The sequence below is a fragment of the uncultured Aurantimicrobium sp. genome, assembly GCF_936931525.1.
Classification (GTDB): Bacteria; Actinomycetota; Actinomycetes; order Actinomycetales; family Microbacteriaceae; genus Aurantimicrobium.
Map to the genome: position 1 here is coordinate 1 of NZ_CAKZII010000031.1, position 25,171 is coordinate 25,171.

The following is a 25,171-nucleotide window of genomic DNA, read 5'->3' on the forward strand; positions in this document are numbered from 1 at the left end:
GCGCATGATATGGCACGCGTGGATTGTCTGGATATTGACCGCGCATTATTGACAAGTCTATTACAAAACTATTTTGAACGACAAGCAATCAGTTGATGAAGAATTGGCTGGCAAAGAAAAGGCTAACGAGGCAGAGGTCATGAAGCTTCGTTCAGGAATAGATCTTTTGGTGCAACAACGCGCTCAAGAAGTCGCCCGCACCGATGCCGAGTTATTAGAGCTCTACGAAAAGAAAGCTTCGCGTGGGGTTGCAGTTGGCAGATTGCTAAATCGTGAATGTGGAGCATGTCGCATGACTATCGGTGCAACTGCACTTGCCGAGATCTCAGCCATGCCTCAAGACGATATTGCCACGTGCCCAGACTGCCAGGCGATTCTAGTTCGATGAGTAAACCAGTAAACCTGATAGTCGAGGCCGACGGCGGTTCGCGCGGCAACCCTGGTCCTGCCGGAAGTGGCGCGGTTGTAATCAACGCCGACACCGGTGAGGTAATTCTTGAAGTCGCCAGATTTATTGGTGTGGCCACCAACAATGTTGCCGAGTACTTGGCTTTGAAAGCTGGACTTGAAGGCGCGTTAGAAATTAACCCAGCGGCACGCATTTTGGTTCGCATGGATTCCAAGCTTGTTGTGGAACAAATGTCAGGTCGTTGGAAAATCAAGCACCCAGATATGGCCGTTCTTGCAGCCAAAGCAAAAGACGTCATCGGCAATCGAGCGGTGACCTACGAATGGGTTCCACGCTTACAAAACGCTTTGGCAGATGCAGCAGCCAATAAGTCCATGGACCTGCGCGAGTCCTTCGACGCTTAGTCCTACTTCCTCCTTCGCTCTAGACTTGTCATGAATGGGTCGGCAAGGCGGTCGCGTTACTGGGGTTTACTCCAGTACCGAGGAACGTCCGGGCTCCACAGAGTAGGGCGGTGGGTAACACCCACCCGGGGTAACCCGCGAGAACAGTGCAACAGAAAGTAAACCGCCTCCGGTTCGCCGGCGGTAAGGATGAAACGGTGGTGTAAGAGACCACCAGCAGTCTGGGTGACCAGATTGGCTAGGTAAACCTCGCCCGGAGCAAGGTCAGACAGAGAACGGTGAAGCTACTCGCTGAGTTCTCGGGTAGACCGCTAGAGAATTGCGGCAACGTAATTTCGAGATAGATGGCCGTCACGCGCAAGCGGACAGAACCCGGCGTAATAGCCGGCCCATTCACTTAACTCAAGTCGTAGGCAAGGCGCGCGGCACCCATGATGCCGGCCTTGTTGAACAGCGTTGCGGGAACAATCGGGGTCCTCAGCTCAAGCAAGGGCAAGAACTTGTCGTAGCTCTTGGACACTCCGCCGCCCACAATGAACAGCTCGGGAGAGAAAAGCATCTCAACGTGGCTGTAATAGCGCTGGAGGCGCTCAGCCCACTCGGGGTAGCTCAGCCCCTCACGCTCGCGTACAACGCCAGAGGCGCGTTTTTCAGCGTCAAAACCATCGATCTCGAGGTGGCCCAGTTCTGCATTAGGGATGAGGACACCGTCATAGATCATGGCGGCACCAATACCTGTGCCGAGGGTGGTCATGATGACCAAACCCTTTTGGTTTTTTGCTGCGCCGTAAATAACCTCGGCATAACCGGCGGCATCTGCGTCATTGACGAAATGGATGTTGCGACCAAGTTCTTTCTCAAAGAACTTTTCTGCCTCGAAACCAATCCATCGTTGAGAAATGTTTGCCGCCAGCATCGTCACACCGTGACGAATGGAACTGGGGAAACAGATTCCCACAGGAACTTCAGCAGGAGCATCGAGTTGTTCGATTACTTCACGCACTACACGGGCAATGTCTTCCGGCTCTCCACCTTCTGGGGTTGCCACACGAACACGCTCGCCAACAAGTTCTCCGGAGAGTACGTCGACCAGACCACCTTTGATTCCGGTGCCACCAATGTCGATACCAATTGCTGTTGCGCGCATGAAAAACCTTTGAACGTTGTTGAGTTAAGAGAGTGTCAGGATGTCGGCACCGGTTTCGGTAACGACGAGGGTGTGTTCAAACTGGGCTGTCCAGGACTTGTCTTTGGTGGTGACGGTCCAGTCATCGGTCCAGATGTCCCATTCGTGTGTTCCCAGGGTCAGCATGGGTTCAATAGTGAAGACCATGCCCACCTCCATCACATCGTTGTAAAGGGGCGCTGAGTCGTAGTGAGGGATGATCAAGCCGGAGTGGAAGCTTGTGCCCACACCGTGGCCAGTGAAATCTCGCACCACGCCATACCCAAAACGCTTGGCATAGGACTCGATGGTGCGTCCAATGACATTGACTTCGCGTCCTGGCGCTACGGCCTTGATTCCGCGACGGAGGGCTTCCTCGGTGCGGTCAACCAGGTCACGAACTTCTTGAGTTCCTTCGCCAACAATGAAGGTGCGATTAGTGTCGCCGTGAACGCCGTCAAGGTAGCTGGTGATATCGACGTTGACGAGGTCTCCTTCTTGGAGCACAGTGTCATCTGGAATACCGTGGCAAATAACTTCGTTCAAGCTGGTGCAGAGCGACTTGGGATATCCGCGATAACCCAGTGTTGATGGGTATGCACCGTGATCGAGAACAAACTCGTGACCGATGCGGTCAATCTCGTCTGTGGTCATGCCTGGTTTGAGGACAGTGCCGATCAAATCAAGTGCTTGGGAAGATATTTTTCCAGCCCGGCGAATCTTTTCAATCGACTCCGCGTCATAGATATCTCCGCCAGTGTGTGCTGGAGGGGTTGCTTTGCCTACGTAGGGTGGGCGAACAATCTCACTTGGAACCGAACGCTGTGGGCTCAAAACTCCGGGAATCAAAACCCCTGCGGCATCTCTAGGCATAAGGTTAAGTTTATGTCTGACAAGCCAAGTGAAATGTTCTGGTACAACCTGCACACCAAAGCAGTTGAAAAGGGATTCCTCTCACCCTCATCTGAGCGCGTGGGCCCTTTCGAGACTGCCCACGAAGCAGAGCACGCCATGGAAAAGCTGCGTGAAAACAGTGCCCGTTGGGAAGCTGAAGAGCGTGCGGAGCGTGAAGGTAACTAGTTAGTTATCTTCGTAGCTGTGTTCAGGGCCTGGATAGGTTCCTGATTCCACATCTGCTTTGAATGCTTTCGCTGCCTCACTCAGTATTAAGCCGAGGTTTGCATACTGCTTGACGAATTTGGGCACACGTCCGGTATTCATGCCGGCGAAGTCTGTCCAGACTAAGAGCTGGCCGTCTGTTTCTGCGCCTGCACCCACGCTGATGGTGGGGATGTTCAGTTCCGCCGTGATGCGAGCTGCTAGTTCTGCGGGAATCATTTCCAACACAACAGCAAATGCACCAGCTGCTTCAACGGCGAGAGCGTCCGCAAGAACTGCATCCGCTGCTTCGCCACGACCTTGAATCATGTGACCGCCCAGGCCATGCTCGCTCTGAGGGGTAAAGCCGACGTGGCCCATGACGGGAATGCCGGATTCCACGATGCGGCGAATCTGGTCTGCACTGCGCACGCCACCCTCAAGCTTCACAGCGTGAGCGTGGGTTTCTTTCATGAACCGCATAGCGGTGCGAAGAGCGTGCTCTGCGCCTTCTTCGTATGAACCGAAAGGCATGTCGGCAATGACGAATGCTCGCTTTGCAGACAGTGCCACGGCGCGAGTGAGGGGAATAAGTTCATCCACGGTGACTGGCAACGTGGAGTCGTAACCGAGCACGGTGTTTCCAGCAGAATCGCCCACGAGCAGGAAGTCGATGCCTGCCTCATCAAAAATCTGAGCGGTCAACGTGTCATAGCTGGTCAGGCCCGTGATCTTGATGCCATTTGCCTTTGCCTGGGCAAAGTGACGTGTGCGGACACGCTTAGTGACAGCATCTGAGGTGGGATCTGGGTGAACGCTCATGAAACCAGTCTAGTTACGGGTAAAAGTAACCGGCAGACGTCGGTCTCGACCGAAGGCCATCTCCGAGATTTTGGGGCCAATAGCTCCCTGTCGGCGCTTCCACTCGGCACGGTCCACAAGAGAAATCACGCGATCGACGGTTGCTGCATCGAAGCCACGAGAGATGATGACATCTCTTTCAACCCGTTCGGTGATGTAGGCATCAAGAATCGCGTCCAGCACATCGTATTCAGGCAAGGTGTCTTGATCTACTTGTCCGGGGCGAAGTTCAGCAGAGGGTGGTTTCGTAATGGAGTTTTCAGGAATCGGGGGAGTGAGACCCTTCATGCGAGCATGTTCATTACGCCAACGAGCCAATTCCCAGACCAGTGTCTTCGGAACGTCACGGATGGGGGCAAAGCCACCCACACTGTCACCGTAAATGGTGCTGTAACCCACAGCGATCTCAGTTTTGTTGCCAGTGGTGAGCACGAGGTGTCCCTCAGCGTTACTGAGGCCCATCAAGATGATTCCTCGGATTCGCGCTTGAAGATTCTCCGCGGCAACGCCATCGAGGTGAAGTTGACTCTCGACTGGTTCAACCAGGTCAGCGATGGCTTCTGTGCGGATGTTGATCCCGAGGCGCTCTGCGAGGTCATCCGCATCTGAACGTGAGTGATCGCTGGAGTAGTTACTGGGCATCGAGACGCCAAAGACTCGATCGGGCCCAATGGCGTCAACCGCAAGGGCAGCACACACTGCCGAATCGATACCGCCAGAAAGGCCCAAAATTACGGAGCCGAATCCGTTCTTCTCAACGTAATCACGCATGCCCAGAACCAATGCATCCCAGATTTGCTCGTTGATATCGAGTTGGGGAGCTATGTCATTGACAATCTTGGAACGAGTTGCTCGCTCGGGGTGTCCCGTGCCTGCCTCCACCACAACGACGCCAGGTCCCACCTGGTTACCGTGCGTGCTGGATTCCTTCACGTCGATGTCCACTAGAAGTGTTTGTTCAACGAATTGGTGGGCACGGGCCAATACCTTGCCCGAGGCATTTGTGACGAAACTTCCTCCGTCAAAGACCAAATCATCCTGGCCACCTACGAGATTGAGATAGACCGCAGGGGCATTGACCTGCTCAGCACGGCGTTGCACGAGTGGAAGACGAACTTCATCCTTTTCGCGTTCAAAAGGAGAACCATTAATCACCAGCAACAAACTGGGCTTCACAGCTGCAATTGCGGCTATTGGTCCCCCCTCGCGCCAAATGTCTTCACAGATTGCGAGCGCAATATCTGCCCCAGCAACATGGACGACCAGTGCATCGGTCCCTGAACGGAAGATGCGATATTCGTCGAAGACCGAGTAATTGGGAAGGTGGTGCTTGTTATAAATCCCGATGATGCGGCCATCTTGCAACACTGCAGCTGAGTTGTAGGCAATCGCAGAGGGTGAATGTGAACTGGCATGGTGGTCATCCAGCGGGCCATGCGGGAAACCCACGATCACGGGAATTGCGCCAGCGCCAGCTGCTGAAATCTGTTGTGCAACAGACTCTAAAACCTCCCAAGTAGTGTGCAGGAAGTGAGGGCGGTTAGCTAAGTCTTCAATGGGATATCCGGTGAGAGACATCTCGCCAAAAGCGACGAGATCTGCTCCGTGGCCGTATGCCTCAACCGCTGTGTTAACAATCTGTGAAGAATTGCGAGAAAAATCCCCTAAACGCGGGTTTGTCTGGGCAAGCGCCAAGCGAAGAATCGGCATAACAAGTAGCCTAGTAGCGATAGGAAAGGGTTCTCATGGACAAGCAACAGGACTTCGTGCTGCGCACGATTGAAGAGCGCGGCGTAAAGTTTGTGCGACTCTGGTTCACCGACGTTGTGGGCACCCTGAAATCAGTAGCTGTGGCCCCTGCAGAGGTCGAAGGTGCCTTCGCTGAAGGTGTCGGTATTGATGGTTCTGCCATTGAGGGATTGACTCGTGCCTACGAGGCAGATGTTCTTGCACACCCAGACCCCAGCACTTTCCAGATCCTGCCTTGGCGTGGTGAGGTAGACCCCACTGCGCGCATGTTCTGCGATATCAACACTCCTGACGGTCAGCCTGCTGTTTCTGACCCACGTAACGTGCTCAAGCGCACTCTGGCTAAGGCTGCAGAGCGTGGCTTCACTTTCTACACACACCCTGAGATCGAGTTCTACCTCCTCAAGGACAGTGACTGGGCTAACGGTGGTGCACAACCTGTAGACACCGCTGGTTACTTTGACAACGTTCCTGGTGGAACCGCCCACGACTTCCGTCGTCGCTCCGTGCGCATGCTCGAAGACATTGGAATCTCTGTTGAATTCAGCCACCACGAAGCTGGTCCTGGCCAAAACGAGATCGACCTTCGCTATGCAGATGCCTTGACCACTGCGGATAACATCATGACCTTCCGCACGGTCATCAAGGAAGTCGCTATGGAGCAGGGCGTCTACGCGACCTTCATGCCCAAGCCATTTGCGCAGCACCCAGGTTCGGGTATGCACACGCACATGTCTCTCTTTGAAGGTGACAACAACGCGTTCTATGAGGCTGGAGCCAAGCACCAGCTCTCCAAGGTTGGCCGCCAGTTCATTGCTGGTCTGCTGCACTTCGCACCTGAGATCACTGCGATCACCAACCAGTACGTCAACTCCTACAAGCGCCTCTGGGGCGGTGGGGAAGCTCCTGCGTTTGCTAACTGGGGTCACAACAACCGTTCTGCTCTCGTACGCGTACCCGTATACAAGTCCGGCAAGGGCCAAAGCGCACGTATTGAATACCGCGCTATTGATTCTGCAGCGAACCCTTACCTTGCTTACTCAGTCCTGCTCGCAGCCGGCCTGAAGGGCATTGAGGAAGGCATGGAACTTCCTGCAGAAGCGGAAGAGAACGCCTGGGAGCTCACCGACACTGAGCGCAAGGCTCTTGGTTACAAGCCACTGCCTTCCAGCCTCAACAACGCGATCTCTCTGATGGAAGAGTCTGAACTGGTAGCTGAAACCCTCGGTTCCAAGGTGTTTGACTACGTGCTGCGTAACAAGCGCCAGGAATGGGCTGACTACCGCAACCAGGTCACCAACTTCGAGCTGCGCTCTAACCTCGAGACGCTCTAGTCTTCACACCACATTCTCGTGGCACTGTCGCGCACACAGCTCGCTAAGGCCGGGTTTACCGACCTCAGCGAAGCTCTGGCGCAACTCGAAAGCGTGTGTGAACTCACAGGCGGTGATGCTGAGCTCATTTTGAGTTCCATTCACAGCAGTGCTGACCCAGACAGAGCTATTTCATGGCTACTGCGGTTGAGTCAATCTGGAACGTCACTCAAGGCAGTGAACAAGCTCCTGGCAGATCAGAGCGCCACAGCTCGACTGCTCAGTATTCTGGGCGGTTCTAAAGGACTCGCAGAGTTCATTGAACGCCATCCTCACACTCTTGCGTTTTTCCACGATGAACCTGGTCTTCCTGGTGACCAAGAGAAGATGCGCGCTTCTTTACTCAAGAGCGTGGGGGCATCCAAGGGTTTCGCAAAAACGGGCGGCGATGCTGCTCGCGATGCGCTGCGCATTCATTATCGGGAACTCTTGCTCAAAATTGCGATGTGGGATTTGGGTCACGCAGACCCTCTTCACCAAATTGAATGGGTAACCGGCTCACTGTCTGACATTGCTGGTGGTGCTTTGGAAGCAGCGCTAGCAATTGCTCGAACAGAGGTTGCCGAGAACTTCTCTCGTGAAGAAGTATCTCTCGTTGATTTGGCCATTATCGGGATGGGGAAGTGTGGAGCCAGAGAGCTCAACTATCTCAGTGATGTTGACGTGATTTATGTGGGTGCCTCGCTAGATGAAGAGAAGCTGCCCACAGATAAAGCTTTGACTATTGCCACTCGTCTCGCTCAGCACACAGCCCGAGCAATCTTCGAAGTGTCCAAAGAGCCTGGTTTGTGGGAAGTAGATGCCAACTTGCGCCCAGAGGGTAAAGATGGCGCGTTAGTGCGCACGCTGGAATCCCACTTGGCCTACTACGACCGCTGGGCCAAGGACTGGGAGTTTCAGGCACTGCTCAAAGCACGACCGCTTGCGGGAAGCAAGGAATTGGGCGAGCAATATGTTGCTTCGGTAGCCCCGAAAGTATGGTCAAGCGCAAGCCGTTCCAACTTCGTGGAACAAGTTCAGCGTATGCGTGAACGCGTCACCGAAAACATTCCCGGTGATGACGTGGAGTATCAGATCAAGCTCGGACCTGGTGGATTGCGCGACATTGAATTCACAGTGCAGCTGTTGCAGCTGGTGCATGGCCTTGTTGACGACACCGTTCACACCAAGGGCACACTGGAGTCGCTGACTCGACTCTCAGATGCTGGATATGTTGGTCGAGAAGAAGCTAACTCCTTTGCAGAAAATTATCGTTTCCTTCGCTTACTAGAACACCGCATGCAATTGCGTGATCTATCCCGTACTCACTTGATGCCCCGTGATGAAGAAGGCCAGCGTGTATTGGCCCGTGCAACTGGACTGTGGAATACAGCTGAAGAAGTGGTTTCTCACTGGCAGCAAACAAAGTTAGACGTCCGTGAGCTTCATGAACGACTGTTCTATCGGCCTTTGTTGGCTGCTGTTGCCAAGTTGCCCGAAGAAACCCATCAGCTCACCAGTGATCAGGCAGAGGCTCGTCTTGCAGCTATTGGTTTCCGTGACCCTCAAGGGTCGCTCAAGCACATTGCTGCACTGACCAATGGCGTCTCCCGTCGAGCAGCTATCCAGCGTGCTTTGTTGCCGGTCATGCTGCAGTGGCTGTCAGAGGGAGCAAACCCTGACCATGGTTTGCTGACGTTCCGTCTACTCAGCGAACAACTGGGGGAGTCTCACTGGTTCCTTCGCATGCTCAGGGACTCTGCAGGCGCAGCTCAGCGACTGACCAAAGTACTCAGTGGTTCGCGCTACGTATCCGACTTGATGGAACTTATTCCTGAATCTGCTGCTTGGTTCGACGGAGACGAGGATCTTGTTCCCACTCCGCAAGACGTTCTGGAAGCAGAAGTCTTGGCCATTCTTGCCCGGCACCATGAAGACGACGACACAGCTCGAAAAGCTGTGCGCTCCATGCGTCGCCGTGAAGTGCTTCGCTTGGCTATCGGTGGCATCTTGAATGTGCTCACGATTGACCAGATCAGCCAAGGTTTGAGTGATGTCACAACAGCAGCACTCAACGGATATCTCGGCATCGCCCTGCGTGAAGCACAGCACAACCCTGAATTCGCTGTCATCGCCATGGGGCGTTATGGCGGACAAGAGCTGGGCTTTGATAGTGATGCTGATGTGATCTATGTCTACAGGCCCACAGCCCAGTGTGAAGGCGAGCAGGCTCAGAAGCGTGCGGAACGCATTGTCTTGCGCATTAAAGAGCTTGTGGAAGACCCACGTCTTCCTTTCGAAATTGATACAGATCTTCGACCTGAAGGCAAGAACGGTGCCATTGCCCGCTCACTGGAGTCTTACGCTGCCTATTACGCCCGGTGGTCACTCATGTGGGAAGCACAGGCCTTATTGCGTGCACGTGCCGTGTTAGGCCCCGAGAAGCTCCAAGAAGACATGATGGCTCTGATTGATAGCGTTCGCTATCCCGACGGCATCAGTGCAGACGACGTGCGTGAGATTCGACGTATCAAGGCACGCGTGGAAGCGGAGCGGCTCCCACAAGGCGCCGATCCTTCACGACACGTAAAGTTGGGCCGTGGCTCCCTCAGCGACGTGGAGTGGACGGTACAGCTCTTTCAGCTTCAATACGCACATTCTCATCCAGCATTGAAGACAGCTTCCTCGGTGGGAGCACTACGTGCAGCGGTAGATGCTGGACTCATCGAAGAAGCTGATGCCCAAAAACTGATCGAGGCATGGATCTTCTCCTCTCGGGTTCGCTCAGGAATCACCATCTGGGCAGATAAAGCGACGGACGTTCTTCCACAGGACACTCGAGACCTCGAAGGTATCGCCCGTTTGTTGAACTACCCACCGGGCTCTGCAACCCGCTTGGAAGAGGACTACCTCTCCATCACCCGTCGCTGCCGCCAAGTGGTTGAACGCGTCTTCTTTGACTTCTAATTCACGAGTGAGTTAACGAAGAAAGCCACTGCCTTGCGGCAGTGGCTTTCTTGGAGTTTCCTCTAGGGCGATTAGACGCCGTAGTAGAGCTCGAACTCGAAGGGGTGGGGACGCAGCGAGAGAGGCTTGATTTCGTTGTCGCGCTTGTACGAAATCCAGGTCTCAATGAGGTCCTTGGTGAACACGTTGCCCTGCAGGAGGAATTCGTGGTCTGCTTCGAGAGCCTGGAGAGCGTGCTCCAGCGACTCAGGAACCTGAGGAATGTTCTTTGCTTCCTCGGGTGGCAGTTCGTAGAGGTCCTTGTCTACGGGCTCGTGTGGCTCGATACGGTTCTTGATTCCGTCGAGACCAGCCATCATCTGTGCAGCGAATGCGAGGTAAGGGTTACCAGAAGCATCAGGTGCACGGAACTCGATGCGCTTTGCCTTGGGGTTGTTACCGGTCAAGGGGATGCGGATCGCAGCGGAACGGTTACCAGCAGAGTAAACGAGGTTTACGGGAGCTTCGTAACCTGGAACCAGACGGTGGTAGGAGTTCACGGTTGGGTTGGTGAATGCGAGCACAGCACCTGCGTGCTTGAGCAGACCACCGATGTACCAACGTGCGAGGTCAGAGAGACCGCCGTAGCCGTTTTCGTCGTAGAACAGTGGCTTGCCGTCGTTCCACAGTGACTGGTGGGTGTGCATACCCGAACCGTTGTCGCCGAAGAGAGGCTTAGGCATGAATGTGGCAGTCTTGCCCCACTCGTTAGCGGTGTTCTTGACGATGTACTTGAACTTCAGAATGTCATCTGCTGCCTTGACCATGGTGTCGAAGCGGTAGTTGATTTCACCCTGACCTGCGGTACCAACCTCGTGGTGGCTGCGCTCGAGGATGAGACCAGCGTTGATGAGCTTGAGGCAGATGTCGTCGCGGAGATCAGCGTGCTGGTCCACGGGGGAGACGGGGAAGTAGCCGCCCTTGTAGGGGGTGGTGTTTCCGAGGTTTCCGCCTTCGATCTTCTTGCCGGAGTTCCAGGGAGCCTCGGAAGAGTCAATCTTGTAGAAGGAGGTCTGCTGGTTTACTTCGTAACGTACGTCATCGAAGATGAAGAACTCTGCTTCGGGTGCGAAGAAAGCAGTGTCAGCGATACCGGTGGAGGCCAGGTACTTTTCAGCCTTCTTGGCAACCTGACGGGGGTCACGGTGGTAGATCTCACCGGTACGTGGGTTGTAGATGTCGAAAAGCATCACGAGAGTGCGCTCGGTGCGGAACTCGTCGATGTAGCAGGTGGTGGGGTCTGGGATGAGCTGCATGTCCGACTCGTGGATCGAGGCAAAGCCACGGATCGACGAACCATCGAACATCTGACCTACAGTGAAGAATTCTTCGTCAACTGTGGAGGCAGGGATGTTGAAGTGCTGCTGAACACCGGGAAGGTCGGTGAAGCGGATGTCAAGGAACTTTACGTCAGTGTCCTTGATGAACTTCAGAACCTCAGAGGAATCTTTGAACATGCTTAGATAGCTCCAAATTAGATGGAATAAAGCGGTTACGTGAGTGCAACCTTGGTACCAATGTACGAGTCCAGCGTTGCGTAGCTGTATCGCAATTGTTTCCACCATGTTACAGGCTTTCAGGAGCGTAAACTTGAGGGTATGGCTTCCAACAACTCTGGCGCATCTCACAGGCCCGACATGCCCATGAGTAGCTATCCAGGAGAACGTCTAGGTCTTCCAGAAACGGGTCCCAAATCAGTTGCGCGGGTAGGTCGACGTTTCGTCGCCATCACCCTGGACTGGATCATTTCAGCACTCGTGTTGATGCTGATGACAGGCCGTGATTACCTCACTATTTCCTCCTCTGCGGCAGGTCAGCTCCAACTATTGGGCGTATTCGTTGCACTGCAGATTCTGTCAATCTGGGCAATTGGGGGCAGCATGGGGCACCGCATGCTGCGCCTGTATGTTGTGAACGTTCACGGTGGAAGTCTGACCTGGTGGCGCCCCATTGTGCGCAGCGTGTTATTAGCGCTCGTTGTTCCTGCATTGGTGTGGGATTCCGACCAACGCGGATTCCACGACAAAATAGCTGGAACTCTTCTGCTCAAGTCGGCATAAAGAAATCCGGCCCGCTTCAATGAGCGGACCGGATTATCACTTCTTTAGCGTGCGCGAGAAGGGCGAACCTTGTAGGGGTCAATACCCTTCGGGATGGGGACGTTCGTTCCCAATGACGCGAGACGGTTTGAGACAACACGGACTTCACTCTTTGTGAGGGCGTGCTTGATCTTGGTGAGCTGCCAGCCGAGTTTGTAGAGCTTTACTGATTCTTCATCAGGACCCACGGTAATGACCGTGATGGGGACGTTAGGAAGAATTTTGGAAGTTTTACGCTTCTCGTCATCGACGAGACGCTGGGTGCGAGCAATGGGACCTTCTGCAATGAGGGCAACACCGCCGCGACCAACTGCGCGATAGATGGCATCTTTGGTCTTGGGGTTGATGGCAACCGGCATCTCTTCTGCAATCCAGCTGCGCTTGAGAGCAGATTTCATGACTGCTCCAACGGCACCAGGCTGACCCTCAATCTGAGAGTAGGCCGCGCGCTCTGCGCGTCGTCCCAGAACAATCAAGCCAATGAGCAAGCCGAGCATGACGCCGACGATGATCCAGATAACGAGCGTGAAAACATTTCCGTCACTGAGCAGGAGACCTGCTGCAACACCGGCTCCGGAAGGGAGCAAGACGGAAAGCAGGAGTAATCCAACAACGCTCTTGTCGTAGCGACGGGTCATCTGGAAGACCTGCCACATCTGAGCTAGACGTGAAGATCCCTTGGGTTTTTTCGTACGTGCCATGAAGAAAACAATACCTATCGTGGAGTGGTTCTGATGACCACCACGGGGGAGATCATCTCAATAAAGGTTTAGACCGCTTGTGAGAAACCAAGCTCAGCATCAGCTAAGTGGCTGAGGCTTTCAGGGATTTCACGTCCCTTGGCGCGCATGGACTGTGCATAGAGTCGTCCTGCACGGTAAGAAGAACGCACAAGCGGCCCAGAGAGGACGCCGAGGTAACCAATTGCCTCAGCTTCATCCTTGAGCTCCACAAACTCTTCAGGGTGAACCCAGCGGTCCACAGGCATGTGACGTGCACTGGGGCGCAAGTACTGCGTGATGGTGATGATGTCGGTGCCAGCATCGTAAAGATCCTGAAGCGCCTGGCTCACTTCTTCGCGGGTTTCACCCATGCCAAGAATCAAGTTGGACTTGGTGATCATGCCTGCATTGCGGCCCTGGGTGAGCACATCAAGGGAACGCTCGTAGGTAAATGCAGGACGCACACGCTTGAAGATACGTGGAACTGTTTCTACGTTGTGTGCAAAAACTTCTGGAGCAGCATCGAAAACCTGCTTGAGGTGATCAGGATTACCGGAGAAGTCAGGAACGAGAATCTCGACACCTGTGTTGGCGTTTTGCTGGTGAATTTGACGAATGGTCTCGGCATAGAGCCACGCACCCTCGTCTTCAAGGTCGTCGCGAGCAACGCCAGTGACAGTTGCGTAACGCAGGTTCATCTGGGCCACGGATTCGCCCACACGACGAGGCTCGTCGCGGTCAAAAGCATCAGGCTTTCCGGTGTCAATCTGGCAGAAGTCACAGCGACGGGTGCACTGTGAACCACCGATGAGGAAGGTAGCTTCGCGGTCTTCCCAGCATTCATAGATGTTGGGGCAGCCAGCCTCCTGGCACACAGTGTGGAGGTCTTCGCTCTTAACCAACTTCTGGAGAGCCTGATATTCCGGCCCCATCTTTGCTTTGGTGCGAATCCATTCGGGCTTCTTTTCAATGGGGGTTTCGCTATTACGAACTTCCAAGCGCAGAAGCTTGCGACCATCAGCTGACATGAGCATCCTCAAAGTAGTGAGTGAAAAGACGAGTAACAACAGGGACAACGTCATCAGGGGTGATGTTTGTTCCCGAAACTTCAGAAAGAGTCGTGGCACCTGCATCACGAATGCCACACGCAACGATGTTCTCATATGCCTGGAGTGAGTTATTGCAGTTGATTGCAAAGCCGTGCATGGAGACGCCTTCGCTGATGCGAATGCCAATTGCTGCGACCTTGTCATAGCCCAGACCACGTTTCACCCAGACGCCAGAGCGGCCATCCACGCGTTCCCCTGTCACACCAAACTCGGCTGCGGTGTCAATGAGGAGGCCTTCAATGGTGCGGACATATGCCACAACATCCATGGGTTCCAGAAGCTTGGTAATGGGATATCCCACAAGCTGCCCAGGTCCGTGCCACGTGATCTTTCCGCCGCGGTCAACGTCAATGACTTCAGTTCCGTCCATAGGACGCTCGGAGTCTTCCGTTCTCTTGCCGGCCGTGTAGACAGACTGGTGCTCGAGCAAAAGAAGAGTGTTGGGGCGTTCTCCGGAAACCACTTGTTTGTGGATTTCGCGCTGTTTTTCCCACGCTTCACGGTAGGGAACTGCGTCATCTCCGAGACCGAGAATGACCACATCCAACATGGTTCAAGTCTACCTGCCGAGTAGCTCTTGTTCTCCACAGGAGTATTTCCTCAGAGGCCTTCACCTGAGGCAACTTGCGGGAACAGATGAGCTCTAGGTGCTGGCATATTCAGACTTATGACTACGCGGAATCAATCTCAATTAATCGGCTATCTGGTTGAGCCTGCCTCACACAACCTTGGTGAATTCACAGGTACCGCCCAGATCAATGGAGAGCCTATTGAGCATGTCCTCACTCCCTGTGCTCAACCTGGTTTTCCCATAGATGTTGGCAGAAATGAGAATGGTGATCTTGTCTGGGTTTCTGAACACGTCACTGGAAGCCACGTTATCCCCGCGTTGAGTGCTGATCCATTGTTGACCATGACCTTTGACCCGCCACGAAGTGAGTTGTTAGAAGACGAGGAATTGCCGCAGATTCGTCGTAACCCTGTACAGGTATTTGTTGGAGCCCTTTCTCAACGTCGTGTGCTTGTCATCGCTTCTGCCGTCTTTGGAATTGTCCTCGTAGTTGCGGGTCTTGGACTGACGTCGACGCCAACGAATTCAACTGAAGCAATGTCGGATATTGCATCTTCGGCGATATCGTCACAGCAGCCAGATCCAGTTCACGTGATGGAACCCACTCAAGCCGCTATCGAATTTGTTCTTGGCGGACAGGTTCCTGGGTTCTCGCTACCTAGTGGCGTTTCTCGCGAATCTCTCACCGCAACTGTTGTGAGCACTAGTGGCGAAATTGTGTTGGTAGATGTTCAAGCCAATCAAGCAGAGGGCTTAACGACATTCGCCACGCTGCTCCTGCAAAAGACAGGAACTGCGTGGCGAATTCGTGAGGTGTTTGATCCTCGTTAGACCTTAGATGCCGAGGTCAGCGTCAAATGCGCCTTCTTCGAGACGTTCCTTCATGGCGCCAAGGAAACGTGCTGCGTCAGCACCGTCAATAATGCGGTGGTCATAGGACAGAGCCAAGTAGACCATTGAACGAACGGCGATAACTTCCTGGCCTTCTGCTTCAATCACGACGGGACGCTTGGTGACGACACCAGTTCCGAGGATTGCAAGCTGAGGGAGGAACACAACTGGTGTGTCAAAGAGAGCGCCGCGAGAACCAGTGTTGGTCAAGGTGAAGGTTCCACCAGCAAGTTCGTCTGGCTGTAGCTTGTTGTCGCGGGTGCGAGCAGCTACGTCAGCAATGGCCATTGAGTACTGAGCAATGTTGAGCTCGCCAGCGTTCTTGACTACGGGGGTGAGCAGGCCGCGATCGGTGTCCACAGCAATCGACACATTCTCGTAACCGGGGTAAACGATGTTGTCACCATCAACTGTTGCGTTGATGATGGGGAATGCCTTGAGTGCTTCTGTGGCTGCAAGAGCGAAGAAGGGCATGAAGCTGAGCTTTCCACCAGTTGCGGCAACAAACTGTCCCTGAACACGCTTACGAAGCTCAGCGATACGAGTGACATCAACTTCGACAACGCTGGTCAGCTGTGCGGTGCTCTGCATAGAAATCACAGCACGCTCAGCAACAACCTTGCGCAGGCGAGTCATCGGAACAGTTGTTCCACGAAGAGGAGAAACAGTCAATGGAGTGCGAGTCTTTGCAGGAGCTGCAGAAGAACCGCCACGTGCAGAGAGAACGTCTTCCTTGCGGATGCGTCCGCCGATGCCCGTTCCTACAACCGCGTTGAGGTCAACACCGTTTTCGTTAGCAAACTTACGAACGATGGGAGTGACGTAACCTGCGCCACCGGAGTGTGCTGGTGCAGCAGCTGGTGTGGCAGGAGCCGCTACAGGTTGAGGCGCTACGACGGGAGGAGCAACAACAGGTGCTGCTACGACGGGAGGTGCTACAACTGGGGCGGCTACGACAGGAGCTGCAACCACGGGAGCAGCAACGGGCTCAGGTGCGGCAACTGGTTCGGGAGCAGCAGGTGCTGCTGGAGCTTCAGCTGCAGGTGCAGCAGGAGCTGCTCCAGCGCCGGAACCATCACCAATGTGAGCAAGCACGGTGCCGACGGCAACGGTCTCATCTTCTTGGACCAGAATTGCTTCCACGATGCCCGAGATAGGTGAAGGGATCTCGGTGTCAACCTTGTCGGTTGATACTTCGAGTAAAGGCTCATCTACCTCTACGCGGTCACCGACGTTCTTGAGCCACCGGGTAACGGTGCCTTCGGTGACGCTTTCACCCAGTGCGGGGAGGCTGACTGACTCGCTCATGGACTAAATCTCCTTGTTAGCTGCTGCGTTGTTTAGCTTACTAATGCTTGGCCGGTCTCTACAGCGTGTGTAGAGGCTTGCCAGCGAGGTACAGGAATGCTTCACCCAGTGACTCGTTCTGAGTTGGGTGAGCGTGGAGCAAAGGTGCGATGTCTTCTGGGTGTGCTTCCCAGTTCACAACAAGCTGAGCTTCACCGATGAGCTCGCCTACACGAGCACCGATCATGTGGACACCGACAACTGGGCCGTCAACAACGCGAACAACCTTGACCGAACCTGCGGTACCAAGGATTTCGCTCTTACCGTTACCGGCGAGGTTGTAGTCATAGGCAGCAATCTTGTCTGCGCCATACTGCTCTGCAGCTTTTGCTTCGGTGAGGCCAACAGATGCGATTTCAGGCTCGCAATAGGTCACCTTAGGAATGTTGATGTCGCTGATTACGACAGGGTTCAGGCCAGCGATTTCTTCGGCAACGAAGAAGCCCTGCTGGTAACCGCGGTGAGCCAGCTGAAGACCAGGAACGATGTCGCCGACTGCGTAAACCCCAGGAATGTTGGTTGCGAGGCGTTCGTTAGTGATGACAAAACCACGATCCATGGTGATGCCGACCTCTTCGAAGCCACAACCTGCGGTTGCGGGGCCACGGCCTACAGCAACGAGGAGGAGATCTGCTTCAACGGTCTCGCCGCTTTCGAGAGTGATGACAACACCAGAGTCACTCTGGGTTACGCCCTGGAAGCGAACGCCGAGCTTGTAGTCGATTCCGCGCTTACGGTAAGCACGCTCAAGAGCCTTGGAGATGCTTTCTTCTTCATTGGGAACGAGGTGAGGAAGGCCCTCAATGATGACAACCTCGGCGCCGAAGCTCTTCCAGACAGAAGCGAACTCAACACCAATAACACCGCCACCAAGAATGGCAACCTTGTTGGGAACGTAGTTCATCTGAAGTGCGTGCTCGCTGGTGATAACACGTCCGCCGATTTCGAGGCCGGGAAGTGAACGAGAGTAAGAACCAGTGGCGAGAACAACGTTCTTGCCCACAATGGTGTCAGCGCCAACAGCAACAGTATTGGGGGAGACGAGGCGTCCTTCGCCTTCGATGACGGTGATGCCACGAGCCTTGATAAGGCCGCCAAGACCCTTGTACTTCTTTGAAATGATGTCTTCGCGGAATGCGTTGACACGATCCATGTCCACACCGTTGAAGGTGGCGTTGATGCCGCATTCGTGTGCTTCGCGGGCATTGTCGGCAACCTCAGCTGCGTGAAGCATGGCCTTGGTGGGAATACATCCCACGTGGAGGCAGGTACCACCCAGCTTGTTCTTTTCGATGAGGGCGACGTTCATGCCGAGTTCGCTGGCACGAATGGCGGCAGAGTAGCCACCACTTCCGCCGCCGAGTACGACGAGGTCAAAGTTGAGTTCAGCCACGTTTCTGCTCCTTTTGAGAGGGTGTTTGCGCCAGTGAGACGCAAAAATCTGCGTTACTTACAGTGAAGTTAACCTTTACGAGACTACTACGCCGTGGCGTATGTCTCTGCGAGGTTAATCAGGGTGCGTACAGCAACGCCGGTTGGACCAGCGCTGGTGTAGCCATATGCGCCACCTGCATTGTTTGCCGTGTTGGCAATATCTAGGTGAACCCAAGGGATCTGTGGGGCATCTGGCTTATCTGAGGTCTTACCTACAAAATCTTTGAGGAAAGTAGCCCCGACAAGCATTCCACCTGCCGTGTTCCCAGGCTTGACGTTGGCAATATCTGCCACATCAGAGTTCAAGTAAGCACGTAGTTCTTCAGGAAGAGGCATGTGCCAGAAGTTTTCTCCTGCAGCCTGACCGAGTTCCACGAGGTGGGAAATAGTGTCAGCATCTCCCATGACGCCGGTGTAGCGGGTACCTAAAGCAGTTGTAGCTGCGCCTGTCAGAGTGGCGATGTCGAAGATGACGTCTGGAAATTCCTTGCTTGCAGCAACAAGGCCATCTGCGAGAACTAGTCGTCCTTCAGCGTCAGTATTGAGAACTTCAACTGTCTTTCCACCGTGAATGGTTAGTACATCATTGGGGCGGGTGGCTGTGCTGGAAGGCATGTTCTCGGCAAGACACAGCCACGCTGTGATGTTGACGTTGAGTTTGAGCTTGGCCGCAGCTGTGATGATGGCCAACGTTGAAGCTGCTCCAGTCATGTCGTATTTCATACCGATCATGCCTGCGCCAGTCTTCAGCGACAGTCCACCAGTATCGAAGGTGATGCCCTTGCCCACAATGGCGATGTGCTTCTTTGCTTTCTTGGGGGCATAAACAAGCTTGACCAAACGTGGAGGACGTGAAGATCCCTTGCCTACGCCCACAATCCCACCGAAACCATCCTTGGCCAGGGCCTTTTCGTCCCAGACAGTGGACTTGATCGGTAATCCCTTGATGGCAGTGAGAGTGTGCTCAACGAAAGTAGCTGGGTATAGATCGTTCGGGGGAGTATTGACCAGGTCCTTGACCAGCGAAAGTGCTTGAGCTGTGATGGCAGATTTTGAAAGATCAACAGTTATTTTCTTGTCCGCAACAATTTCAACTTGTTCGACAGGAGTCTTCTTTTCGGGCGTGGTCTTGTATTCGTTGTAGGAATACGCGCCGAGAGCAGCACCTTCGGCAACTGCCTGGACAGACGCAGCATCCGTTGCTCCCAGATCAAATGCCACGACCGCGTGACCTGCAAGCTTGCGGGTAGCAACAGCAGCGGCATAGCGGTAACTGTTTGGGCTGAGCGGCTCTGAGCCAAGGCCGACGATTCCCACAACTGTGGTGGGGTGTTCAGGATCAATCACAGTGGTGAAGGAATCTGAAGTTCCAGTGATCTCGAGAGATGCTGCGAGTTTGGCTAGTTTCGAGGTTTCCCGTGAAGAGACAATTCTTACCCCCTTCTTATCTGAGACAGCGCCCAGAACTACAAAAGCTTTTGCCGAGGGACGAACAACCTGTGTCAATGAAGGAATACTCACGTTTTCACCCTAGGTTCTCACTGTTTACACAGGCTTCTCCCACGCGTACAAAGCACCAGAAAAGCGAACGTAGACTGGGGCTATGCCTGAACGCGAGAGCTTGCTCCACTTCGTGATGGATGCAGCTGCAGTCCCTCGAGGTTTACCGATGGTGGCTGGGCTCACAGGTTTCGCTGATTCAGGTTCAGCGGTTACCGGCTTTACCGACTACATCGTGGACACGATGGATTCTCAGATCATTGCCATCTTTGATGCTGATTCCCTGTTGGATTACCGCGCTCGCCGGCCCATCATCTACTTTGACCAGGACCACCTAACTGGTTTCGAGCCGCCAATGCTGGCTTTCCATCTCGTCCGAGATGAGATGTCTCGGCCATTTGTCCTCCTTACAGGCTATGAACCAGACTTCAAGTGGGAAGCGTTCAGTAAAGAAGTTCTCAACTTTGTGGAACGTTTCGATATCGTCACCACAACATGGGTGCACTCCATCCCGATGCCCGTGCCACACACCCGCCCCATAGGGACCACGGTGAGCGGTAATCGTTCAGACCTGATTGAGCAGTTCTCGGTCTGGCGCCCACACACTCAAGTTCCCGCCAATGCCATGCACCTCGTGGAATATCGCTTGCAAGAGATTGAACATGAAGTAGCTGGTTTTGTTCTCTTGGTTCCTCACTACCTTGCAGATACAGAGTTCCCACAAGCATCTCTGGTAGCACTGGAAAGCATCAGCTCAGCCACTGGCCTGATTTTTCCCACGGATCGACTGCGTGAAGAGGGGAGAGAGTTTGTCTCCAAAATCGATGAACAAGTTGAAACAAATGACGAGCTGAACAAACTCGTCCACACACTTGAACAGCGCTACGACTCGTATATGAAAGACAACGCTGTTCGGTCTCCATTGACAGATATTGAAGGCGAACTTCCCACGGCAGATGAAATAGCCGCGGAACTTGAAGAATTTCTTGCGTACCGTCGTGGTACGGAAGAGTCTGGCGACATGCGATAATAGAAACCGGACCCAGTCTGTCCCCTTCACGGGACTTGACAAGGGTCCTAGTTATGCCCCCGAACAGGAGAAATCTGCTCATGGCAACAGAGAACGCACCATCAAAGCCCAAAGGTCGCCTCGCGTCGTTCTTTAGCGGTAAATCAAAGCCCTCTGTTGTCGAGTCTGCTCCGGAAAGTACTCCCTCTGTGAAGGCTCCTGCCGCAAAAGCTTCTGCTCCAAAGACCCCTGCAAAAACTACCGAGAAGGCTGCTCCCAAAGCAGCGTCGAAGCCAGTAGCAAAGACTGCTTCCAAGGCACCTGCTGCTAAAGCACCTGCTACTAAGGCCACTGCAAAGGCGCCTGCTGCTAAGACTCCAGTAAAGACTGCTGCTGCAAAGCCAGCCACCAAGGCCCCCGCTAAGGCAACTGCAAAACCTGCTGCAACAGCTGCTGCAGCGAAGGCTCCCGCAAAGGCCGCAGCCAAGGCGCCTGCGAAAGCTCCTGCCAAGGCCCCCGCAAAAGCCGCTGCCAAGCCAGTAGCCAAAGCTGAGTCCAAAACCCCCGCGAAGGCACCAGCTAAAGCTGCTGCAAAGGCTCCTGTCAAAGCTGCTGAAGCTGAAAAGCCAGCAGCGAAAGCAAAGAAGCCCACTAAGGCAGAACTTGAAAAGATGGCCAATGCGCTTCTCACCGAAGAAGCGGCTCCGGCAGAAATCGCCCCTAAGCGCGGTCGTGGACGAGCTAAGGCAGTCGATCCAGATGCCGATGAAGAAGAAGTTGATGTAGAAGAGCTCGTCGCAGACGTCGCAATCGAAGCTGTTGTCATCGAAGTTGCTGATGATGAGGTCCTTGAAGACGACGAAGACAAGCCTGCACGTCCTGCTGTCAGTGACGAGCCACTTCCAACTGGCGCCATCGTTCTATCCATGGCTGATGACGACGATGACATTCCTGTCTACTCCACCGCAATCACGGGAGCGACTGCAGACCCCGTCAAGGACTACCTCAAGCAAATTGGTAAAGTCCCACTTCTCAACGCTGTTGAAGAAGTTGAGCTTGCGCTGCGTATCGAAGCGGGCCTGTTCGCTGAAGACAAGCTGGCAACCAAGAAGAGCATCCCGAAGCAGCTTGAGCGTGAGCTTCGCTGGGTTGCCCGTGATGGCCAGCGTGCAAAGAGCCACCTGTTGGGTGCAAACCTTCGTCTTGTTGTCTCTTTGGCAAAGCGTTACACCGGTCGTGGCATGCAGTTCCTGGACCTTATCCAGGAAGGTAACCTCGGTCTGATTCGTGCGGTTGAGAAGTTCGACTACACCAAGGGCTTCAAGTTCTCGACCTACGCAACCTGGTGGATTCGTCAGGCAATTACCCGTGCAATGGCTGACCAGGCACGAACCATTCGTATTCCTGTGCACATGGTTGAAGTCATCAACAAGCTTGCACGTGTTCAGCGTCAGATGCTGCAGGATCTTGGTCGCGAACCGACTCCTGAAGAACTCTCGCGTGAACTCGACATGACTCCTGAAAAGGTTGTTGAAGTTCAGAAGTACGGCCGTGAGCCCATTTCGCTTCACACACCCCTGGGTGAAGACGGTGACAGCGAATTTGGAGACCTCATCGAGGACACCGAAGCAGTTGTTCCTGCAGATGCAGTTGGTTTCACCATGCTGCAGAAGCAGCTGGAGTCCCTGCTTGATTCCCTCTCTGAGCGCGAAGCAGGCGTAATCCGCATGCGCTTTGGCCTGGGCGATGGCATTCCTAAGACTCTTGACCAGATCGGTGACACCTTTGGTGTGACTCGTGAGCGTATCCGTCAGATTGAATCGAAGACGATGGCGAAACTTCGCCACCCTTCACGTTCACAGTCGCTGCGTGACTACCTCGAATAAATCGAGAAATGTAAAGAAGCCCCGATGCAATGCATCGGGGCTTCTTCGTTAAGTCAGTTGTTAGATTGAACGATCGTTGGCAGCGTGAAGCTTTGCCGTCTCGTCGTGCCAGTCTGCTCCGAGACCAGTGAGCTTTTCACGGTGCTTGGTTGCGTGGTGTGCACAGAAGAGAAGGACACCGCCTGCTGGCATGGTGGCGCGAACGTAGGCCTGTGCTCCGCAGCTGTCACAGCGGTCTAGGCCGGTGAGCTCGGAGGCCACGTCGGTTGATGCAGTTTCAGTCATTGCTGTTGTCATCTTTCGCTCCTCTTCGTAATGAAGTCCTAAGCACATATAACCATGAAGAGCCGACAAATGTGCTCGGAATGCAGGGCATTTCGCTGACCGCGTATCAGGTTCCTGACGCGTGCCTCCGATGATTCAGACCTGCAACAAACTACTGTCAAAGAGCGCCACGAAGTAGTTGAGGAGTCGCGTGAGTTCTTCTGAGTATTCTGCTCGCCATCTTTCCGTTCTGGAAGGCTTAGAGGCGGTCCGTAAGCGACCCGGTATGTATATCGGCACCACCGACTCCCGTGGTCTTATGCACTGCCTGTGGGAGATCATCGATAACTCTGTAGATGAGGCACTTGGCGGTCACGGAAACACCATTGAGATTCAACTTCACAAAGACAACAGTGTTGAAGTTCGTGACACAGCACGAGGAATTCCTGTGGATGTGGAACCCAAGACGGGCCTAACTGGTGTTGAGGTTGTCTTCACCAAGCTCCATGCTGGTGGAAAGTTTGGCTCAGGTTCTTATGCGGCGTCGGGTGGTCTCCACGGTGTGGGTGCTTCTGTCGTAAACGCATTGTCAGAACGACTTGATGTTGAAGTAGACCGTGATGGCAAAATCTGGGCCATGTCGTTTCGACGCGGAGAACCAGGCATCTTTGACGACAGCAAAGGTATTGCACCCAACAACCCGTTCACTCCTTTTGAAGACGGTAGTTCACTCACCGTCAAGGGAAAGGTTGCCAAGGGTGTAACTGGAACGCGTGTGCGCTACTGGGCAGATCAGCAGATTTTCACCCCTGGAGCCTCATTCCAAACCGAAGATCTCAACTCCCGCGCACGTCAGACTGCATTCTTGGTTCCAGGCCTAGAGATGAAAATCTCTGATGAACGTGGACCTGAAGTTCTCGAATCTAGTTTCAAGTTCAGTGGTGGAATTAGTGAATTCGCTGAATTCCTCGCGCCAGACACTGCGGTAACGGACATTTGGCGGCTCACTGGTGAAGGAAACTTCACTGAGACAGTTCCGGTGCTGGGTCCAGATGGAAACATGGCTTTGACTGAGGTGGAACGAAGCTGTGGTGTCGACATCGCTTTGCGCTGGGGAACCGGTTACGAAACCGAGATGCAAAGTTTTGTGAACATTATTTCCACTCCCAAGGGTGGAACACACCAGCAGGGATTTGAACAGGCTCTTCTCAAGGTCATCCGCGCCCAGGTCGATGCGAATTCTCGCAAGCTTAAGGCCGGTAACGACAAGGTTGAGAAAGACGATGTGCTTGCAGGATTGACGGCGGTCGTTACCGTCCGTGTTCCTGAACCACAGTTCGAAGGTCAGACTAAGGAAGTTCTCGGAACTCCTGCTGTCAAGGCCATCGTTGCCTCGGTGGTTCAGAAGCAACTTGCTGCACGTTTGACCTCGACCAAACGTGATGACAAGACACAATCTTCTCTTTTGCTCGAGAAGATCGTCTCTGAGATGAAGAGTCGAATCTCCGCTCGCACTCATAAAGAAACTCAACGTCGAAAGAATGCACTGGAGACCTCGAGCCTTCCCGCGAAACTTGTCGATTGTCGCAGCAATGACGTTGAACAGTCTGAGCTCTTCATCGTTGAGGGTGACTCCGCTCTCGGAACTGCAAAGCTCGCGAGAAACAGCGAGTATCAAGCTTTGCTTCCTATCCGAGGCAAGATTCTCAACGTTCAAAAAGCGTCCGTTTCAGACATGCTTAACAACACGGAATGCGCTTCGATCATTCAGGTGATTGGCGCTGGTTCTGGCCGCAGCTTCGATCTTGAGGCTGCTAGGTATGGCAAAGTCATTCTGATGTCAGATGCAGACGTCGATGGTGCGCACATTCGAACTCTTTTGCTGACTCTCTTCTTCCGCTACATGCGACCACTCATTGAGGCAGGCCGCGTGTTCGCCGCAGTGCCACCGTTGCATCGTGTGGTTGTGCTCAATCCCGGCACCAAGCCGAATGAAACGATCTACACCTACTCGGAGACAGAACTGCAATCGGTTTTGGCTGCCTTAGCGAAGTCTGGCAAGCGCTATCAAGAACCTATTCAGCGTTACAAGGGTCTGGGTGAGATGGATGCCGACCAATTGGCAACCACCACAATGGATCGCTCCGCTCGCACACTGCGACGCGTTCGCGTGGAAGATGCAGCAATGGCAGACACCGTCTTCGAACTCTTGATGGGTAACGATGTCGGACCACGTCGAGACTTCATTATTGAAGGCTCCGCAGGTCTGTCTCGCGACAGGATCGACGTTTAGTT

At 53.9% G+C, this 25,171-nt stretch carries 22 protein-coding genes and 1 other RNA gene; 11 read left to right on the forward strand and 12 right to left on the reverse strand.

Annotated features, from left to right (window positions below; translation table 11 throughout):
- Window positions 1–103: 103 nt before the first annotated feature.
- The 3 genes from Q0362_RS01290 (at window position 104) to rnpB (ending at window position 1,209) form a co-directional block, all read left to right on the forward strand.
- On the forward strand, window positions 104–388 hold the full coding sequence (locus Q0362_RS01290) for a C4-type zinc ribbon domain-containing protein (RefSeq protein WP_298118956.1): 285 nt from the start codon (window positions 104–106) through the stop codon (window positions 386–388).
- Window positions 385–813, forward strand: a complete 429-nt coding sequence (locus tag Q0362_RS01295; RefSeq protein ID WP_298118958.1) for a reverse transcriptase-like protein — start codon at window positions 385–387, stop codon at window positions 811–813. The genes Q0362_RS01290 and Q0362_RS01295 overlap by 4 nt, the downstream gene beginning before the upstream one ends.
- Before the next feature lie 35 nt (window positions 814–848).
- An RNA gene (gene rnpB, locus Q0362_RS01300) (RNase P RNA component class A) lies at window positions 849–1,209 on the forward strand.
- 1 nt (window position 1,210) lies between these two features.
- On the opposite strand, the gene ppgK is transcribed toward rnpB, so the two are convergent.
- Window positions 1,211–1,960 carry a polyphosphate--glucose phosphotransferase gene (ppgK, locus tag Q0362_RS01305; RefSeq protein ID WP_298118960.1) on the reverse strand — a complete coding sequence of 250 codons (750 nt, stop codon included), beginning with the start codon at window positions 1,958–1,960 and terminating at the stop codon, window positions 1,211–1,213.
- Window positions 1,961–1,984: 24 nt separating this feature from the next.
- The gene (gene map, locus Q0362_RS01310) at window positions 1,985–2,851 is read right to left on the reverse strand and encodes a type I methionyl aminopeptidase (protein ID WP_298118962.1); all 867 of its coding nucleotides are present in this window, start codon (window positions 2,849–2,851) and stop codon (window positions 1,985–1,987) included.
- Window positions 2,852–2,863: 12 nt separating this feature from the next.
- Between map and Q0362_RS01315 the strand changes: the two genes are divergently transcribed.
- Window positions 2,864–3,058 (forward strand): SPOR domain-containing protein, encoded by a 195-nt coding sequence (locus Q0362_RS01315; RefSeq protein WP_298118964.1) that lies wholly within the window; start codon window positions 2,864–2,866, stop codon window positions 3,056–3,058.
- On the opposite strand, the gene panB is transcribed toward Q0362_RS01315, so the two are convergent.
- Window positions 3,059–3,898 carry a 3-methyl-2-oxobutanoate hydroxymethyltransferase gene (gene panB / locus Q0362_RS01320; protein WP_298118967.1) on the reverse strand — a complete coding sequence of 280 codons (840 nt, stop codon included), beginning with the start codon at window positions 3,896–3,898 and terminating at the stop codon, window positions 3,059–3,061.
- Window positions 3,899–3,907: 9 nt separating this feature from the next.
- Window positions 3,908–5,647, reverse strand: coding sequence for an NAD+ synthase (locus Q0362_RS01325; protein WP_298118969.1), 1,740 nt, complete (start codon window positions 5,645–5,647; stop codon window positions 3,908–3,910).
- 35 nt (window positions 5,648–5,682) lie between these two features.
- Between Q0362_RS01325 and Q0362_RS01330 the strand changes: the two genes are divergently transcribed.
- Both Q0362_RS01330 and Q0362_RS01335 read left to right on the forward strand, forming a co-directional pair.
- Window positions 5,683–7,020, forward strand: coding sequence for a glutamine synthetase family protein (locus tag Q0362_RS01330; protein ID WP_298118971.1), 1,338 nt, complete (start codon window positions 5,683–5,685; stop codon window positions 7,018–7,020).
- An 18-nt stretch (window positions 7,021–7,038) separates the two neighbouring features.
- Complete coding sequence (locus tag Q0362_RS01335) at window positions 7,039–10,005, forward strand: bifunctional [glutamine synthetase] adenylyltransferase/[glutamine synthetase]-adenylyl-L-tyrosine phosphorylase (RefSeq protein WP_298118973.1); 2,967 nt, start codon at window positions 7,039–7,041, stop codon at window positions 10,003–10,005.
- A 71-nt stretch (window positions 10,006–10,076) separates the two neighbouring features.
- On the opposite strand, the gene glnA is transcribed toward Q0362_RS01335, so the two are convergent.
- Window positions 10,077–11,501, reverse strand: coding sequence for a type I glutamate--ammonia ligase (gene glnA, locus Q0362_RS01340; protein WP_298118975.1), 1,425 nt, complete (start codon window positions 11,499–11,501; stop codon window positions 10,077–10,079).
- Between the two features lie 141 nt (window positions 11,502–11,642).
- Between glnA and Q0362_RS01345 the strand changes: the two genes are divergently transcribed.
- Window positions 11,643–12,104 (forward strand): RDD family protein, encoded by a 462-nt coding sequence (locus Q0362_RS01345; RefSeq protein ID WP_298118977.1) that lies wholly within the window; start codon window positions 11,643–11,645, stop codon window positions 12,102–12,104.
- A gap of 44 nt (window positions 12,105–12,148) precedes the next feature.
- Here the strand turns inward: Q0362_RS01345 and Q0362_RS01350 are convergent, their stop codons facing one another.
- The 3 genes from Q0362_RS01350 to lipB form a co-directional block, all read right to left on the reverse strand.
- Complete coding sequence (locus Q0362_RS01350) at window positions 12,149–12,844, reverse strand: DUF4191 domain-containing protein (protein WP_298118979.1); 696 nt, start codon at window positions 12,842–12,844, stop codon at window positions 12,149–12,151.
- 68 nt (window positions 12,845–12,912) lie between these two features.
- Window positions 12,913–13,899 (reverse strand): lipoyl synthase, encoded by a 987-nt coding sequence (gene lipA / locus Q0362_RS01355; RefSeq protein ID WP_110233203.1) that lies wholly within the window; start codon window positions 13,897–13,899, stop codon window positions 12,913–12,915.
- Window positions 13,883–14,524: a lipoyl(octanoyl) transferase LipB gene (lipB, locus tag Q0362_RS01360; RefSeq protein WP_298118984.1), complete on the reverse strand. Its 642-nt coding sequence runs from the start codon at window positions 14,522–14,524 to the stop codon at window positions 13,883–13,885. Before lipB ends, lipA begins: the two co-directional genes overlap by 17 nt.
- 117 nt (window positions 14,525–14,641) lie before the next feature.
- Between lipB and Q0362_RS01365 the strand changes: the two genes are divergently transcribed.
- Window positions 14,642–15,376: a hypothetical protein gene (locus tag Q0362_RS01365; protein ID WP_298118985.1), complete on the forward strand. Its 735-nt coding sequence runs from the start codon at window positions 14,642–14,644 to the stop codon at window positions 15,374–15,376.
- Window positions 15,377–15,379: 3 nt separating this feature from the next.
- On the opposite strand, the gene Q0362_RS01370 is transcribed toward Q0362_RS01365, so the two are convergent.
- The 3 genes from Q0362_RS01370 to Q0362_RS01380 all read right to left on the reverse strand — a co-directional run bounded on the left by Q0362_RS01370 (window position 15,380) and on the right by Q0362_RS01380 (window position 19,738).
- Window positions 15,380–16,744, reverse strand: a complete 1,365-nt coding sequence (locus tag Q0362_RS01370; RefSeq protein WP_298118987.1) for a 2-oxo acid dehydrogenase subunit E2 — start codon at window positions 16,742–16,744, stop codon at window positions 15,380–15,382.
- A gap of 58 nt (window positions 16,745–16,802) precedes the next feature.
- Window positions 16,803–18,176 (reverse strand): dihydrolipoyl dehydrogenase, encoded by a 1,374-nt coding sequence (gene lpdA, locus Q0362_RS01375; RefSeq protein ID WP_298118990.1) that lies wholly within the window; start codon window positions 18,174–18,176, stop codon window positions 16,803–16,805.
- Window positions 18,177–18,262: 86 nt separating this feature from the next.
- Complete coding sequence (locus Q0362_RS01380) at window positions 18,263–19,738, reverse strand: leucyl aminopeptidase (RefSeq protein WP_298118993.1); 1,476 nt, start codon at window positions 19,736–19,738, stop codon at window positions 18,263–18,265.
- Between the two features lie 82 nt (window positions 19,739–19,820).
- Here Q0362_RS01380 and Q0362_RS01385 point away from each other — a divergent pair, with 82 nt between their 5' ends.
- Together Q0362_RS01385 and Q0362_RS01390 are read left to right on the forward strand one after the other, a co-directional pair.
- Window positions 19,821–20,747 carry a proteasome assembly chaperone family protein gene (locus tag Q0362_RS01385; protein WP_298118995.1) on the forward strand — a complete coding sequence of 309 codons (927 nt, stop codon included), beginning with the start codon at window positions 19,821–19,823 and terminating at the stop codon, window positions 20,745–20,747.
- A 188-nt stretch (window positions 20,748–20,935) separates the two neighbouring features.
- The gene (locus Q0362_RS01390; protein ID WP_366099766.1) at window positions 20,936–22,612 is read left to right on the forward strand and encodes an RNA polymerase sigma factor; all 1,677 of its coding nucleotides are present in this window, start codon (window positions 20,936–20,938) and stop codon (window positions 22,610–22,612) included.
- 60 nt (window positions 22,613–22,672) lie between these two features.
- Here the strand turns inward: Q0362_RS01390 and Q0362_RS01395 are convergent, their stop codons facing one another.
- Window positions 22,673–22,909 carry a hypothetical protein gene (locus Q0362_RS01395; protein ID WP_298118999.1) on the reverse strand — a complete coding sequence of 79 codons (237 nt, stop codon included), beginning with the start codon at window positions 22,907–22,909 and terminating at the stop codon, window positions 22,673–22,675.
- Window positions 22,910–23,087: 178 nt separating this feature from the next.
- On the opposite strand from Q0362_RS01395, the gene Q0362_RS01400 reads away from it, so the two are divergent.
- Window positions 23,088–25,169, forward strand: a complete 2,082-nt coding sequence (locus Q0362_RS01400) for a type IIA DNA topoisomerase subunit B (RefSeq protein WP_298119001.1) — start codon at window positions 23,088–23,090, stop codon at window positions 25,167–25,169.
- Window positions 25,170–25,171: the final 2 nt, after the last annotated feature.

What these genes read in the sequence shown, in the direction of transcription:
- Q0362_RS01295 (WP_298118958.1), top strand. Translation starts at nt 385, where the DNA reads ATGAGTAAACCAGTAAACCTGATAGTCGAGGCCGACGGCGGTTCGCGC.
- ppgK (WP_298118960.1), bottom strand. Translation starts at nt 1,960, where the DNA reads ATGCGCGCAACAGCAATTGGTATCGACATTGGTGGCACCGGAATCAAA.
- map (WP_298118962.1), bottom strand. Translation starts at nt 2,851, where the DNA reads ATGCCTAGAGATGCCGCAGGGGTTTTGATTCCCGGAGTTTTGAGCCCA.
- Q0362_RS01315 (WP_298118964.1), top strand. Translation starts at nt 2,864, where the DNA reads ATGTCTGACAAGCCAAGTGAAATGTTCTGGTACAACCTGCACACCAAA.
- panB (WP_298118967.1), bottom strand. Translation starts at nt 3,898, where the DNA reads ATGAGCGTTCACCCAGATCCCACCTCAGATGCTGTCACTAAGCGTGTC.
- Q0362_RS01325 (WP_298118969.1), bottom strand. Translation starts at nt 5,647, where the DNA reads ATGCCGATTCTTCGCTTGGCGCTTGCCCAGACAAACCCGCGTTTAGGG.
- Q0362_RS01330 (WP_298118971.1), top strand. Translation starts at nt 5,683, where the DNA reads ATGGACAAGCAACAGGACTTCGTGCTGCGCACGATTGAAGAGCGCGGC.
- glnA (WP_298118975.1), bottom strand. Translation starts at nt 11,501, where the DNA reads ATGTTCAAAGATTCCTCTGAGGTTCTGAAGTTCATCAAGGACACTGAC.
- Q0362_RS01345 (WP_298118977.1), top strand. Translation starts at nt 11,643, where the DNA reads ATGGCTTCCAACAACTCTGGCGCATCTCACAGGCCCGACATGCCCATG.
- Q0362_RS01350 (WP_298118979.1), bottom strand. Translation starts at nt 12,844, where the DNA reads ATGGCACGTACGAAAAAACCCAAGGGATCTTCACGTCTAGCTCAGATG.
- lipA (WP_110233203.1), bottom strand. Translation starts at nt 13,899, where the DNA reads ATGCTCATGTCAGCTGATGGTCGCAAGCTTCTGCGCTTGGAAGTTCGT.
- lipB (WP_298118984.1), bottom strand. Translation starts at nt 14,524, where the DNA reads ATGTTGGATGTGGTCATTCTCGGTCTCGGAGATGACGCAGTTCCCTAC.
- Q0362_RS01365 (WP_298118985.1), top strand. Translation starts at nt 14,642, where the DNA reads ATGACTACGCGGAATCAATCTCAATTAATCGGCTATCTGGTTGAGCCT.
- Q0362_RS01370 (WP_298118987.1), bottom strand. Translation starts at nt 16,744, where the DNA reads ATGAGCGAGTCAGTCAGCCTCCCCGCACTGGGTGAAAGCGTCACCGAA.
- Q0362_RS01385 (WP_298118995.1), top strand. Translation starts at nt 19,821, where the DNA reads ATGCCTGAACGCGAGAGCTTGCTCCACTTCGTGATGGATGCAGCTGCA.
- Q0362_RS01395 (WP_298118999.1), bottom strand. Translation starts at nt 22,909, where the DNA reads ATGACAACAGCAATGACTGAAACTGCATCAACCGACGTGGCCTCCGAG.